We start from the raw sequence: 15,263 nt of genomic DNA on the forward strand, positions 1-15,263 counted from the left end.
AGCTGCCGTGGGGGCGGCAAACGTGAGGCTTTCCTCATGATTTTGTGCGATCGTGGCTTCTAACAGGCCCGAGGGGCTGCCGGATACGTGTGCGTGCCGTCGGTGGGCGGAGCGCCAGGAGAAGGAAGTCGAGCGACTTGACGATCAACGAGAGCACCGAGATGGGCACGGGATCGACCGCGAAAGCCGAAGGTCGTGGCCGGGCGACGGGTGTCCGGGTGTCGCTGCTCGAGCAGTTGCGCGGTGGCGCGGGGTACGCGTTGGCCTTCGGTGGGCAGGGCGCGCAGTGGTTGCGTGAGCTCGAGGAGATCGGGCGCGACAGCGCGCTGGAATCGGAGCTGGCCTCGCTGGTGGGTGAGGCCGCGGCGCTGGTCGATCCGGTTGCCACCCAGTTGCTGATGGTTCGTCCCGGTGGGTTCGACCCCATGGGCTGGGTACTCGAGAGCGAACTCGACGAACCGGAGGAGCCGTCCTCGGCGCCGGCCGACGCGGTACTGCGGTCGGCGGCCGTATCGATGCCCGGCGTGCTGCTCACCCAGCTCGCGGCGATTCGCGCGCTGCGCCTGCAGGGTCTCGACCCGGCCGAGCACGCGCCGGTCGCCGTCATCGGGCACTCCCAGGGGCTGTTCGCCGCCGAGGCCGTGCGCGCCGGTGGCGCCCGCGACGCGGAGCTGCTGGCGATTGCCCAGCTCGTCGGTGCGGCCGCCGGTCTGATCGCGCGCAGGCGCGGGCTGATGCCGGTGGGGGAGCGCTCGCCGATGGTCGCGGTGTCGAATGTCGATCCGGAGCAGTTGCGCGCGATCGTCGCCGAGGTGAGCGAAGGGGTCGACCCGGCGCAGGCCGCGGTGGTGTCGATCCGCAACGGACGCAGGCGCGTCGTGCTGTCGGGTGCGCCCGCGCAGATCGACCGGGTGCGGGCGCGCTGCGCGCAGCTGCACGAGGAACAGAACCGTGAGCGCGAGGCGAAGATCCGTGGTGGCGCGGTGTTCTCGCCCGTCTTCGAAGACGTGACCGTCGACGTCGCCTTCCATCATCCGGCACTGGCCGAGACCGTCGACGTGGTCGCGGGCTGGGCCCGTCAGTGCGAGCTCGACGTAGACCTCGCCGCCTCCCTCGCCCAGCAGATCCTGGTCGACCCGATCGACTGGGTCGCCATCGTCGACTCCGCCGTCGAGGCGGGCACCCAGTGGATCCTCGACCTCGGCCCCGGCGACCTGCTCTCGCGCCTGACCGGTGGTTCGCTCAAGGGCACCGGTGTCGGTGTCGTCGCTGCGGCCACGCGCGCGGGTCAGCGCAGCCTGCTCACCCCGGGTGCGGCACCCGGACCCTCGGTGCCGTGGTCGGCGTTCGCGCCCAAGCCGGTGCGCCTGCCCAACGGTCGCATCGTCGTGGAGACCGCGTTCACCCGCCTCACCGGCCGTTCGCCGATCCTGCTCGCAGGCATGACGCCGACCACGGTCGACGCGAAGATCGTCGCGGCGGCGGCCAATGCGGGGCACTGGGCGGAGCTGGCCGGTGGTGGACAGGTCACCGAACAGATCTTCGCCGACCGGATGACCGAGCTGCGTCAGCTGCTGCAGCCGGGTCGCGCGGTGCAGTTCAACTCGCTGTTCCTCGACCCGTACCTGTGGAAGCTGCAGCTCGGTGGCAAGCGGCTGGTGCAGAAGGCGCGTGCGGCCGGTGCGCCGCTGGACGGCGTGATCGTCACCGCGGGTATCCCCGAACTCGACGAAGCCGTCGCGCTGATCGCCGAGCTCACCGAGGTGGGCATCAGCCACGTCGCCTTCAAGCCGGGCACCGTGGCGCAGATCCGGGCCGTGCTGCGGATCGCCGACGAGGTGCCGGACTACCCGGTGATCATGCACATCGAAGGTGGCAAGGCGGGCGGGCACCACTCCTGGGAAGACCTGGACGACCTGCTGCTGGCCACCTACGCCGAACTGCGCGCCCGCGCCAACGTGGTCGTCTGCGTCGGCGGCGGCATCGGCACCCCCGAGCGCGCCACCGACTACCTCACGGGCACCTGGGCAACCAACCACGGCTACCCGGTGATGCCGCTCGACGGCGTGCTGGTCGGCACCGCGGCGATGGCCACCCTCGAGGCGACCACCGCACCCGAGGTGAAGCAGCTGCTCGTCGACACCCCCGGCACCCCCGACTGGGTGGGTGCGGGCACGGCGAGCGGCGGCATGGCCTCGGGCCGCAGCCAGCTCGGCGCCGACATCCACGAGATCGACAACGCCGCTTCGCGCACCGGCCGCCTGCTCGACGAGGTCGCCGGTGACGCCGACGCCGTGGCCGCGCGCCGCGACGAGATCATCGCCGCGCTCGATGCCACCGCCAAGCCGTACTTCGGTGACGTGGCGACCATGACGTACCAGCAGTGGCTGGAGCGCTATGTCTCCCTCGCCGTTTCCAGCGACGTCCCGATCTCCTTCGACTGCGGCAGCGATATCGGCGACGCGATCCGCGACGCCACTCGCTCGGACTGGCTCGACATCAGCTGGCGCGACCGGTTCGCGGAGATGATGCGCCGCACCGAGGCCCGGCTGCACCCGGCCGACCGCGGTGAGATCGAGACCCTCTTCGCCGACGACGCCGACTTCGAGCACCCCGTGCAGGCGCTGTGCGCGCTGAAGAAGCAGTACCCGGCCGTCGCCGAGACCGTGCTGCACCCGGCCGACGTGCCGTTCTTCGTGTCGCTGTGCAAGACGCCGGGCAAGCCGGTGAACTTCGTGCCCGTCATCGACGCCGATGTGCGCCGCTGGTGGCGCTCGGATTCGCTGTGGCAGGCCCATGACCCGCGCTACTCGGCCGACCAGGTGTGCGTGATCCCCGGCACCGTCGCCGTCGCGGGCATCACCCGGGTCGACGAGCCGGTGGGCGAACTGCTCGACCGCTTCGAGCAGGACGCCGCGTTCAGCCTGGTCCGTTCGGGTGTCACCCCGGCGCCGGTGGACGCGCGCCGGTTGGCCGGTGTGGTCGCCGGTCCGATCGACACGGTGCTGGCGGCCCCTGATGTGCAGTGGGCCGGGCGCACCACCGTCAACCCGGTGCATCGCCTCGGTGCGGTGTCGGAGTGGGTGGTCGAGCAGGGCAGCGCGGTGCACACCGGTACCGGTGCCACCCTCACCGAAACCACCGGCCCGGAAGCTGAATTCAGCTACGTCGAGCTGGTCGTTCCGTTGCTCGGCAAGGACGCGGTGCGCATACGGATCACCGTCCCGACGAGCGTGTACTCCGGTGGGGCACCGGTCATCACCGAAGCCGATGCCGAAGCCGCCATGTCCGCACTGCTGGGCGTGGCCGCCGGTGCGTCGCTGCCCGAGGTGAAATCCGGTGTGGCGCACCTGAACCTGGCCTGGCGGCCGGATCTGATCGCCGACCACGCGGGCGTCACCGGCTCGGGTCTGCCCGAGAGGCTCAGCACCCTCGGCCGGACCGCACCCGACGTGCTCGTCGGCGCCTGCTGGCCCGCCGTCTTCGCGGTGCTCGGCGCGGCCCGCACGCCCGCAGGCGGTTCGGTGATCGAGGGCATGCTGGATCTGGTCCACCTGGACCACCAGATCGAACTGCTCGCCGAACTTCCCTCGGAGACAGCGATTCTCGTCGTCCGCGCCGACGGCGGCGAGGTGGTCGACACCGATATGGGCCGCGTGGTCGAGGTGGCCGTGAGCATCGGCGTCATCCTCGATCAGGGCCTCGACGCCACCCCGCTGGCCCGATTGGTCGAACGGTTCGCCATCCGCGGCCGCAACGGCGCCGGTGAGCTCACCGACCCGCCGCGTGCCGCCGGGTCCGTGTCCGACGCGGCCACCGACACCCCGCGTCGCCGCCGTCGCGATGTGAGCATGGCCGCGCCGCGCGCCATGCACGCCTTCGCCGCCGTCTCGGGCGACCACAACCCGATCCACACCAGTGAGGCCGCCGCCAAGCTGGCCGGCCTGGGCAGCCCGATCGTGCACGGCATGTGGCTCTCCGCCGCCGCCCAGCACGCCGTGGTGGCGATGGATCCCGAAAGCTCCGTTCCCGCACGCACTCTCACGGCATGGACCACCCGGTTCCTCGGCATGGTGCGCCCCGGCGCGACCGTGGACGTGCGGGTGGAGCGGATCGCGGTGGACGCGGGCGCCGAGATCGTCGAGGTCTCCTGCCGCGTCGAGGGTGACCTGGTCATGACCGCGACCGGGCGCACCGCCGCCCCGAAGACCGTGTACGCCTTCCCCGGGCAGGGCATCCAGCGCAAGGGGATGGGCCTGGACGCACTGACCCGCTCGAAGGCGGCCAAGCAGGTGTGGGAGCGTGCCGACGCGCACACCCGCGAAGCACTCGGTTTCTCGATCCTGGCGGTGGTGCGCGACAACCCCACCTACCTCAAGGCGCGCGGTGTCGAACACCGCCACCCCGACGGTGTGCTGCACCTGACCCAGTTCACCCAGGTCGCCATGGCGACCCTCGGTGTCGCCCAGGTCGCCGAGCTGCGCGAGGCCGGTGCCTTCGTGGAAGGCGCCATGCTGGCCGGGCACTCGGTCGGTGAGTACAACGCGCTGGCCGCCGTAGCCGGTGTGCTGCCGCTGGAAGCCGTGCTCGAGGTGGTGTTCCAGCGTGGTTCGGCCATGCACGAGCTGGTCCCGCGTGACGCGCAGGGCCGCAGCGACTACCGGATGGCCGCCATCCGCCCGTCGCAGATCGGCCTGCCCGACGACGAGGTCATCGACTTCGTCGCCGGCATCGGCGAAGCGACCGGCGAGTTCCTCGAGGTCGTGAACCTGAACCTGCGCGGCTCGCAGTACGCCATCGCGGGCACCGTCGCGGGGCTCGAGGCCCTGGAGACCGAGATCGACCGTCGCCGCGCCGAGTTCGGTGGCAAGCGGGCGTTCATCCTGGTCCCCGGTATCGACGTGCCGTTCCACTCCTCGGTGCTGCGCGACGGCGTGCCGGAGTTCCGGCACAAGCTCGAACAGCTGCTGCCCACCGAGGTGCACCCGGAGGTGCTGGTCGGGCGCTACATCCCGAACCTGGTGCCGCGGCCGTTCTCGTTGGACCGGGAATTCCTCACCGAGATCGCCGAACTCGTGCCGTCGGAGCCGCTGCAAGCAGTGCTCGCCGACTTCGACAGCTGGGCCGAGCGCGACGCCGAACTGTGCCGCGTGGTGCTGATCGAGCTGCTGGCCTGGCAGTTCGCCAGCCCGGTCCGCTGGATCGAGACCCAGGACCTGCTGTTCACCGACACCGCCCACGGTGGTCTCGGCGTGGAGCGTTTCGTCGAGATCGGTCTCGGTGCCACCCCGACCGTGGCGAACCTGGCCAGCCAGACGCTGAAGCTCCCCGCGTTCGGTGGGGCGACGGTCGAGGTGGTCAATGTCGAGCGCGACGCCGCGGTCGTCTACTCCACCGACACCGATCCCGCGCCGGTCGAGGACGACATCGAGGAGACCCCGGCTGCCGAAACCCCGGCTGCCGCAGCTGCTCCCGTGGCCGCCGCACCGGTGGCGACCGGCGGACCGCGCCCCGACGACATCGTCTTCACCGCCGCCGACGCCACCCGCGTGCTCATCGCGCTGTGGACCAAGCTGCGCCTGGACCAGATCGGTCCGGTCGACACCATCGAGGGCCTCTGCGACGGTGTGTCCTCGCGACGCAACCAGCTGCTGGTCGACCTCGGCGCGGAGCTCTCGCTCGGTGCCATCGACGGCGCCGCCGACGCCGACATGGGCGCGCTCGCGGCCACCGTCGAACGCCTGGCCCGCACCTACAAGCCGTTCGGCACCGTGCTCACCGACGCCATCGGTGACCACCTGCGCAAGGTCTTCGGGCCGTCGGGCAAGCGCCCCGCCGCCATCGCGGACCGGGTCAAGAAGGTCTGGGAACTGGGTGACGGCTGGGCCAGCCACGTCACCGCCGAGGTCTCGCTCGGCACCCGCGAGGGTGCCAGCGTGCGCGGCGGGGACCTCGGCGGACTCGTCGGTGGCGCTCTCACCGACGCCGCCTCCGTCGATGCCGCCATCGACGCGGCCGTGCAGGCCGTCGCCGCCCGGCGCGGGGTCGCGGTCTCGCTGCCTTCGGCCGGTGGCGCGTCCGGCGGCACCGTCGACGCGGCCGCGCTCGGTGAGTTCACCGAGCAGATCACCGGTCGCGACGGCGTGCTCGCCACCGCGGCCCGGGTGGTGCTCGAGCAGCTCGGCCTCAGCGAGCAGGTGAGCGCGCCCGAAGCCACCCCCGACACCCTCGTCGACCTCGTGTCGGCCGAACTGGGTTCGGACTGGCCGCGTCTGGTCGCTCCCGCGTTCGACGCCCGCAAGGCCGTCCTCATCGACGACCGCTGGGCCACCGCCCGCGAGGACCTCGCCAAGATGTGGCTCGGCAACGACGCCGAGACCGCCCAGCTGTCGATCGACGGCTACTACGGTGCCGGGGAAGCGGTTGCGGCGCAGGCGAACTGGTGGCGTCAGCGGGCCATGCACGAGGCCCGCTCGGTGCTGGCCGGGGTGTACGCGCAGATCGCGCAGGTCGCCCTCGACACCAGCGAACCGGGGCTGTGGTCCGACGACGTCGCCGTGATCACCGGTGCCAGCAAGGGTTCCATCGCCGCCGCCGTCACCGGCAAACTGCTCGGCGGCGGTGCCACCGTGGTGGTGACCACCTCGAGCCTGAACGACGAACGACTGCGGTTCTACCGTTCGCTCTACCGCGACAACGCCCGCCACGGCGCGGCGCTGTGGGTGGTGCCCGCGAACATGGCCTCCTACCAGGACCTGGACGCGCTTATCGAGTGGGTCGGGTCCGAGCAGGTCGACAACGCCGGTGGCGCCAAGATCAAGGTCAAGGACGCCATGACCCCGACGCTGCTGCTGCCGTTCGCGGCGCCGCGGGTCGCGGGCGATCTCGCCGATGCCGGTGCGCGTGCCGAGATGGAGATGCGCGTACTGCTGTGGTCGGTGGAGCGGCTGATCGGTGGCCTCTCCGCCCTCGGCGCCGATCACGACGTCGACGCGAAACTGCATGTGGTGCTGCCCGGTTCGCCCAACCGTGGCCTCTTCGGCGGCGACGGTGCCTACGGCGAGTCCAAGGCCGCGCTCGACGCCGTGGTCGCCAAGTGGCGGGCCGAGAAGTCGTGGGCCGCGCGGGTGACCCTGGTGCACGCGCTGATCGGCTGGGTGCGCGGCACCGGTCTGATGGGGCACAACGACCCGATGGTCGAGGCCGTCGAGGCGGCGGGCGTACACACCTGGTCGACCACCGAGATGGCCGACGAACTGCTGAAGTGGTGCACCTCGCGTGCCCGTCAGGTGACGGTCACCGGCCCGCAGCAGATCGACCTGACCGGCGGCCTGGCCCGCGCCAAGCTCGACCTGCCCGCGCTGGCCAAGCAGGCACAGGAAGCGGCCGCCGCGGCCGAGGAGGAAGCGGCCACCGCCGCCACCATCGCCGCGCTGCCCGCACCGCCGACCATGAGCTCGGTGCTGCCGGTGCCCGAATGGGGCGAGGTGACCGCCGATCTCAGTGAGATGGTCGTCATCGTCGGTGCGGGCGAGCTCGGCCCGTACGGCTCCGCGCGCACGCGATTCGAGATGGAGGTCGAGGACGAGCTCTCGGCCGCCGGCGTGCTCGAGCTGGCCTGGACCACCGGTCTGATCCGCTGGGAGAACGAGCCGAAGCCGGGCTGGTACGACACCGAATCCGGTGATTTCGTGCCCGAGGAAGAGGTGGCCGAGCGCTACCACGACACCGTCGTCGAACGCTGCGGTGTGCGCCGCTACGAAGACGACGGCGCCATGCTCGACAATGCCGCGCCGCTGCTCACCTCGGTGTTCCTCGACCAGGACCTGTCGTTCACGGTGGCGAGCGAGGCCGAGGCCCGCGCGTTCCACACCGCCGATCCCGAGCACACGGTGATCACCCCGGTCGCCGATTCCAGCGACTGGACCGTCACCCGCAAGGCGGGCACCGAGATCCGGGTGCCGCGCAAGGCGAAGCTGTCGCGCGTGGTCGGCGGTCAGATCCCCACCGGCTGGGACCCGACCATCTGGGGCATCTCCGCCGACATGGCGGCCTCGATCGACCGGGTGGCGCTGTGGAACATCGTCTGCACCGTCGACGCCTTCGTCTCGGCGGGCTTCAGCCCCGACGAGCTGATGAGCTGGGTGCACCCGAGCCTGGTGGCCAACACCCAGGGCACCGGCATGGGCGGCATGTCCTCGATGCGCTCGCTCTACGTCGACAACCTGCTCGGCGAGCCGCGCCCGAACGACATCCTGCAGGAGGCGCTGCCCAACGTCGCACTGGCGCACGTGGTGCAGTCCTACGTCGGCAGCTACGGCGCCATGGTGCACCCGGTCGCGGCGTGCGCTACGGCGGCGGTGTCGGTGGAGGAAGGCGTCGACAAGATCCGGCTCGGCAAGGCCGAGGTCGTGGTCGCCGGTGGTTACGACGATCTCGGTATCGAGGGCATCGTCGGCTTCGGTGACATGTCGGCCACCGCCGACTCGGCGGCCATGCGCGCCAAGGGCATCAGCGACCGGTACTTCTCCCGCGCCAACGACCGCCGTCGCGGCGGCTTCGTGGAATCCCAGGGTGGCGGCACCGTGCTGCTGGCCCGCGGCGACGTGGCCGTGGAGATGGGCCTGCCGGTGCTGGGCGTACTGGCCTTCGCGCAGTCCTTCGCCGACGGTGTGCACACCTCCATCCCGGCACCGGGTCTCGGCGCGCTGGGTGCGGGGCGTGGCGGCAGCGGCTCGCGGCTGGCCGCCGAGTTGCGCAAGCTCGGCGTCACCCCGGACGACATCGCGGTGATCTCCAAGCACGACACCTCCACCGCCGCCAACGATCCCAACGAGTCGGAGCTGCACGAGCGGCTCGCGGGCGCGCTGGGTCGCAGCGAGGGCGCACCGCTGTTCGTGGTGTCGCAGAAGAGCCTCACCGGCCACGCCAAGGGCGGCGCGGCGGCCTTCCAGCTCATCGGCCTGTGCCAGGTGCTGGAAAACGGTGTGGTGCCGCCGAACCGGAGCCTGGACTGTGTCGACGAGAAGATGCAGGCCTACCCGCACCTGGTGTGGGCCCGCGAACCGCTACGCTTCGGCGAGAAGTTCGCGCTCAAGGCCGGTCTGGTGACCTCGCTCGGCTTCGGGCACGTGTCGGGTCTGCTCGCGGTGGTGCATCCGCAGGCGTTCCTCGCCGCGATCGAACCGGGTGCGCGCGCGGAGTACCAGGAGCGGGCGCAGGCGCGTCAGCTGGCGGGCAGGCAGCGTTTCGCCGAGGCCATGTGCGGCGGCGCGGCACTGTACGAGAAGCCGGCCGATCGTCGCCTCGGCGCCGACGGCACCCCGGCCAAGCAGGTCCGGCAACTCGAGGCCGACATGCTGCTCTCGCCGACGGCCCGCCTCGACCAGGGGCTGTACCGGGCCAATGGAATCGGTTGCGAGACCGGGCTGCTCGGTTCCGCTCCGCAGACCAGCGAAGCGTCGTAGGCTGCCGCTTCGTGACGATTCTCGGTATCGGCTTGGACCTGGTCACCATTTCCGAGTTCGCCGAACAGCTGCAGCGGCCCGGGTCGGCCATGCTCAGGGAGACGTTCACCGCCGGTGAACGCCGCTACTGCCAGAGCAAGCAGACCGACCCGGCCCGCAGCTTCGCCGCCCGCTGGGCCGCGAAGGAGGCGGTGCTCAAGGCCTGGGCGTCGTCGCGTTTCGCGCGCAGCCCGCAGATCGGGGACAACCCGTATCCGCTGATCGAAGTGGTCAACGACGCGTGGGGCAGGCCGAGTATCAAACTGCACGGCCTGGCCGCGGAGTTCCTGCCGCGCGTGCGCGTGCACCTGTCGCTGACCCACGACGGCGACACCGCCGCGGCCATGGTCGTCCTGGAGGACCCGGGCGAACTCGCCGACCTCATTGAGGGGCGGGTAAGCACGAGCTGACGCCACAAGCGATCTCGTGAGAACATGGGTAACTCACCGGGTACGGGCTAACCCGACCACGTTCCTGAGTCTGGCCGCCGACGACAGTTTCCCCGCACTCGAGTCTGGCCTTAGTCGCGGGGAGGCGGGCCAGTGTGCCTGGACTCCTTCTCGGCGACGAGCAGATACGCCACCATCAGCCGCTTGAGTTCGGCGACGGCGTCGGCGTTGGACTGCTCGTCCTGCACCGAGAAGTTGAGCATCGAATAGACGACGTGCACCAGCACCTCGGCCATCATCGTGCGCCGGGCGCGGGGAGTGCGCGGGGTGAGCGGCCGCAGCATCTGCGACACGACCTCGGCGAACTCCTTCTCGTGCAACGCGCCCGTCGCCCGGGTGGACGGGGTGGACTGCATCGCCAGCCACACCTCGCGCCGCGACGGGTCGGTGGTCCACAGATTCGCCAGGTGATCGACGAACTGGTTCATGTGCCGCAACCAGTCCAGCGACGGCACCTCGCCGTGGAAATCGGCGAGCTCGCGCGAAACCGCGACGAGGTCTTGCCGATTCAGCTCACAGACGATCACGTACTTGTTGGCGAAGAACTGATAGAGCGTGCCGATCGGCACCTCGGCGCGCTGGGCGACCTCTTCACAGGTGAACGATTCGAAACCCACCTCGACCAGCAGTTCTCGCGAGGCCTGCAGCAATGCGTCGAACTTGCGCTTGCTGCGCTCCTGGGTGGGCCGCTTGCGCGGCATCAATTCCTGTGGATCGTCCTGCAATTCCAGCGCGGGGTCCGGGCGGTGCTGCTTGGACCGGGCCTGCGCATGTACTTCCACCCATCCAGGCTAGCGCTAGAGGGACCTATACGACATCCGCATACCCGAAGCGTGTCAGGAACCGGTGTGATTCCCACCCATCCGCCCCGTGACCGGTGACGAATCATCAGATGAGCGTGCGTGCATCCGCACGCTGATTCGCGGTTGGTACCGCACCGCGTCGCACAGGGGCATCGTTTCGCTACAGGGGAAGGCAAGACTGGTGGCAGCAGTATCAGTGGTAACCCTCGGCGTGAGCACCGAGCGTGGAGCCGTGCACGCGGTCGCGCTCGCCGAGACGGGCAGTACCCTCACCGACCGGATGGTGCTGCGGCGCACCGTCCGTACCGCCGGTGACAGCAGACCGGAGACGGCCGAAGCGGTGCGTGTGGCGCTCGACGCCCTCGCCTCCGAACTCGGCGACGACTACGAGATCGCCGGTGCGGCTGTCGGATACCGCGACGCCGCCGATCGCCGCGCCATCGTCACCCATCTGGCGACCACGTCGTGGAGCACGGCATCGCTGGTGTCGGCCAAGTCGGCGCACCTGTTCGTCGGCGGCGTGATGACCTGGCTCGACGAATTCGACACCCTGCTCGTCTACGAGGCGGTGCCGGGCTACCAGGCGATGACCCTGCTCGATCCGGGCAGGCACCGCGTGCTCGCCGCGTGCTCACACACCGGGCCGTCGACACCCGAGGCGCTGCGTGCCGGGGTGGCGGCGGCAGGCGACCAGCTGGATGCGGCGTCGGTGCGCCCGGGCGCGGTGGTGCTCATCGGCTCGTCGGCCGACGCGCCCGCCGTGCGCGAGGCCGCCGCGGGCTTCGGGGTGCCGGTGCTGCCGTGTCGGCTGGCCGGCTACGCGCCCGCCGCCGGTGCCGCACTGGTCGCGCTCGGTGACACCAAGGTGGTGCCGATCACCGGGCCCGCGCGATCCCGCCGCGGCACGGCGGTGGCCGCCGCAGCGGCGAGTGTGCTGGCGGGTGGGCTCGTGGTCGGTGGTTCCTACGCGCTGATGGACGGTGGCACGCCTGCGGTCGACAACACCGCCGCGTCGTCCGAACCCGGCCTGGCACCGGCACATCCGGCCCCGGCGCCGCACGCGCAGGACGCCGCCGATTCCGGTTCGGCCGGTGGGATCGGCTCGGGAAGCGGCCTCGCGGTCGACCCGACACCGCCCACCGACATCTGGCCCTACGAAAAGGTGTCACCGAATCCGCAACTGGTGAATCCCGGGGTATTCCCGCTGGACTACCCGACTCAGCTCTACGGCGACGCGGCCGAGGACGAGCCGCTTCCGCTGGAACCGGTACAGCCGGTCGTCCCGGAGATCCCGGTCGCCGTGCAGACCGTGCCGGGCACCGGCATCCCGCTCAGCATGCAACCCGCCCAGGCGATGACGCCGCCGGGCGGAATGTCGCAGTCGGCCGACTGAGCCGCACACGGGCCGCGCGAGAAGATCGCGCGGCCCGTGTCGTTTCCGCTCAGGAACTGGTGCGGCGCTGGAACATCCACCGCGCGGCCAGATACCCGGCCACCGCGATGCCGCCACACCACAGCACCGCGAGCAGCCCGCTGTCGCCGATGGGCGTGCCCATCAGCAGCCCGCGCATCGTCTCGATCACCGGCGTCACCGGCTGGTTCTCGGCGAAAGTGTGCAGCCAGGTCGGCATGGTCGAGGTCGGCACGAACGCACTGCTCACATACGGCAGGAACATGAAGAAGAACGTGAATCCGTTGGCCGCCTCCGGGTTACGGGCCACCATTCCCAGCGCTGCCGACAACCACGACAACGCGAACACGAACATCGCCAGCACGCCTGCCACGCCGAGCCAGCGCACCGGATCTGTCGTCGGCCGGAAGCCGAGCACCACGGCCACGCCGATCACGACGGCCGAGGTGACCAGATTGCGCAACACGCTCTCCACGACATGCCCGGTGAGGACCGCCGAGCGGGCGATCGCCATCGCCCGGAACCGGTCGACAATGCCCTCGGCCAGATCCGTCGACAGCGCCACCGCCGTGGTCGAGGCGCCGAAACCCGCACACAGCAGGATGATTCCGGGCACCACGTAGTCGATGTAGGCACCGTCGACCCGCATCGCGCCGCCGAAGACGTAGACGAACATCAGCAGGATCATCACCGGCAGCGCGATGGTCATGATCATGGTGTCCGGGCTGCGCAGGGTGTGCCGGATATTGCGGTCGAGCATGGTGACCGAATCCTGCACGGTGGTCATGGCGCTCATGCCGCCACCGCCGTCCGGCCGGTCAACGCGAAGAACACATCGTCGAGGTCGGGGGTGTGCACGGTGAGCTGCTCGATGGCGATGCCGAGTTCGGCGAACCGGTCGAGCAGCAGTTTGATCTCCACCGCGCTGCCTGTCGAGGACACCTGCATGCTCAGTTGTTCGGCGTCGACCTGTGCGCTCGGCACCGCCTTCGCCGCCGCGGTGAGCAGGAGGTGATCGGCGAACCGGAACCGGAGGTGGCCGCCGGGGACGAGCCGCTTGAGTTCCTCCGGGGTGCCGTCGGCGACGATGCGCCCGCCGTCGAGGACGGCGATGCGGTCGGCGAGCTGGTCGGCCTCCTCCAGATATTGCGTGGTGAGGAAGACGGTGGTGCCTTCGGCGGCGAGTTCGCGGATGGCAGTCCATAGATCACGGCGGCTGCGTGGGTCGAGGCCGGTGGTCGGTTCGTCGAGGAAGACCAGTCGCGGGCGGCCCATCAGGCTCATGGCCAGGTCGAGCCGGCGTCGCATGCCGCCCGAGTAGGTGTCGACCGGTTTGGCCGCGGCGTCGACGAGGTCGAACCGGTCGAGCAATGCGGCACTGCGGCGCGCGATTTCAGGCTTGTCCAGATGCAGCAGCTTGCCGGTGAGGCGCAGGTTCTCGTGGCCGGTGAGTACACCGTCGACGGCCGCGAACTGGCCGGTGACGCCGATCAGTGCGCGCACGTCGTCGGCCTCGGTGACCGGGTCGTGGCCGAGGACGCGCAGTTCGCCGCGATCCGGTCGGGTGAGGGTGGCGAGGATGCGGACGAGGGTGGTTTTGCCCGCGCCGTTGGGGCCGAGCAGGGCGAAGACGGTGCCCGCGCGGACCTCGAGGTCGAGGTCGTCGAGGACGACGTGGGTGCCGAATGACTTGTGTAGCTGCCGCACCGAGAGTGCGGGTGGTTCGGGTGCCATGGAGTTTCTCCGATCGATGCCACTGTTTATGGCCTATATTGTTTATAGGCTAAACAGTTGTTCGGCACAAGTGGGCCGCCGGTTAGAGTCGTGGCAGAGCGAAGGAGGCGGACGAGTCGATGACGACCGGCGAAGCGGCGTTACCCAGAGCGGTGGAACTGATGTGGGGGCTGGCCCAGCCGGCCGGTCGCGGACCGAAGCGGGCGCTCACCATCGACCAGATCATCGATGCCGCGATCGAGGTCGCCGACGCGGAAGGCGTCGCCGCGCTGTCGATGAGCAGGGTGGCCAAGCAGCTCGGCTTCACCGCCATGTCGCTGTACCGCTACGTCGACAGCAAGGACACCTTGCTCGACCTGCTGATGGATCGCGTCGTCGGCGCGCCACCGGACATCCCCGCTGGAACCTCCTGGCGCGCAGGTCTCGAACAGTGGGCTTCGGCCGAGTTCGACCGGATCGGCAGGCATCCGTGGTGGATCGACATCCCGCTGGCCCGCCCGCCCATGGGCCCGAACAATATGGCCTGGCTCGAGGTGGCGCTTGGCGCGCTCGCCGGGACCGGCGTGCCGGAGCCGACCAAGCTGGAGCTGGTGATGAACGTGTCGGTCTACGTCATCGGCAAACGCCGCATGCTGCGTGATCTGCAGACCGCCGAAGGCGCCGATTTCGCGTCGGTGATGGCACGCGTACTCGACCCGCAGCGGTTCCCCGCGGTCACGGCCGCCATGTCGGGTTCGGCGTTCGACGGCGAGAGCGAGGTCCATTTCGATTGGGCCAGAGCGGATTTCGAATTCGGGCTGGCGCGGATGCTCGACGGTTTCGAGGTGTTCATCCGCACCTTCGCCGAGTAGCTATACCGACAGGTCGCGGCGCAGTTTCGCCACGTGGCCGGTGGCGCGCACGTTGTACTGGGCCACCTCGATCGCACCCTGCTCGTCGACGAGGAAAGTCGAGCGGATCACACCGGTGACGGTCTTGCCGTACATCTTCTTCTCGCCGAACGCGCCCCACTGCTGCAGCACGGTGCGTTCCGGGTCGGACAGCAGCGGGAAGGTGAGGCCCTCGGCGTCGCGGAACTTGGCCAGTTTGGCCGGCTTGTCCGGTGAGATGCCGAGGACGGCGATCCCGGCATCGTTCAGCTCGGCGAGGTTGTCGCGGAAGTCGCAGGCCTGCTTGGTGCAGCCGGGGGTCGAGGCGGCCGGGTAGAAGTAGACGATCACCTTGCGGCCACGGTAGTCCGACAGCGACACGTCCTTGCCGTCGGCGTCGGGCAGCGTGAAATCGGGTGCGGTGTCTCCGGGGGAGAGGCGATGGTTGTCGGTCACCACCGCACGGTAACCGACCGGGTCCGCCGACGGCA

8 protein-coding genes are annotated in these 15,263 nt (G+C 70.1%); 4 read left to right on the plus strand and 4 right to left on the minus strand.

The genetic code is table 11. The annotated features are described in order from the left end of the window. The first annotated feature begins 137 nt into the window (after positions 1-137). Together ACWEVR_RS18695 and acpS are read left to right on the plus strand one after the other, a co-directional pair. Positions 138-9,467 carry a fatty acid synthase subunit beta domain-containing protein gene (locus ACWEVR_RS18695; RefSeq protein ID WP_452467967.1) on the plus strand — a complete coding sequence of 3,110 codons (9,330 nt, stop codon included), beginning with the start codon at positions 138-140 and terminating at the stop codon, positions 9,465-9,467. Positions 9,468-9,478: 11 nt separating this feature from the next. After that, positions 9,479-9,916, plus strand: coding sequence for a holo-ACP synthase AcpS (gene acpS / locus ACWEVR_RS18700; protein WP_452467968.1), 438 nt, complete (start codon positions 9,479-9,481; stop codon positions 9,914-9,916). Between the two features lie 110 nt (positions 9,917-10,026). On the opposite strand, the gene ACWEVR_RS18705 is transcribed toward acpS, so the two are convergent. Continuing rightward, positions 10,027-10,656 (minus strand): TetR family transcriptional regulator, encoded by a 630-nt coding sequence (locus ACWEVR_RS18705; RefSeq protein WP_452468083.1) that lies wholly within the window; start codon positions 10,654-10,656, stop codon positions 10,027-10,029. Between the two features lie 283 nt (positions 10,657-10,939). On the opposite strand from ACWEVR_RS18705, the gene ACWEVR_RS18710 reads away from it, so the two are divergent. Next, a complete protein-coding gene (locus ACWEVR_RS18710) occupies positions 10,940-12,151 on the plus strand; it encodes a hypothetical protein (RefSeq protein WP_452467969.1) in 1,212 nt (403 codons plus the stop codon). Between the two features lie 49 nt (positions 12,152-12,200). Here the strand turns inward: ACWEVR_RS18710 and ACWEVR_RS18715 are convergent, their stop codons facing one another. After that, on the minus strand, positions 12,201-12,965 hold the full coding sequence (locus tag ACWEVR_RS18715; RefSeq protein WP_452467970.1) for an ABC transporter permease: 765 nt from the start codon (positions 12,963-12,965) through the stop codon (positions 12,201-12,203). Next, complete coding sequence (locus ACWEVR_RS18720; RefSeq protein ID WP_452467971.1) at positions 12,962-13,903, minus strand: ATP-binding cassette domain-containing protein; 942 nt, start codon at positions 13,901-13,903, stop codon at positions 12,962-12,964. The genes ACWEVR_RS18715 and ACWEVR_RS18720 overlap by 4 nt, the downstream gene beginning before the upstream one ends. Before the next feature lie 119 nt (positions 13,904-14,022). Between ACWEVR_RS18720 and ACWEVR_RS18725 the strand changes: the two genes are divergently transcribed. Continuing rightward, positions 14,023-14,754, plus strand: a complete 732-nt coding sequence (locus ACWEVR_RS18725; protein ID WP_452467972.1) for a TetR/AcrR family transcriptional regulator — start codon at positions 14,023-14,025, stop codon at positions 14,752-14,754. Here ACWEVR_RS18725 and bcp read toward each other — a convergent pair whose 3' ends face one another. Beyond that, a complete protein-coding gene (gene bcp, locus ACWEVR_RS18730) occupies positions 14,755-15,228 on the minus strand; it encodes a thioredoxin-dependent thiol peroxidase (RefSeq protein WP_452467973.1) in 474 nt (157 codons plus the stop codon). Positions 15,229-15,263: the final 35 nt, after the last annotated feature.

The organism is Nocardia sp. NPDC003979, from assembly GCF_053605015.1.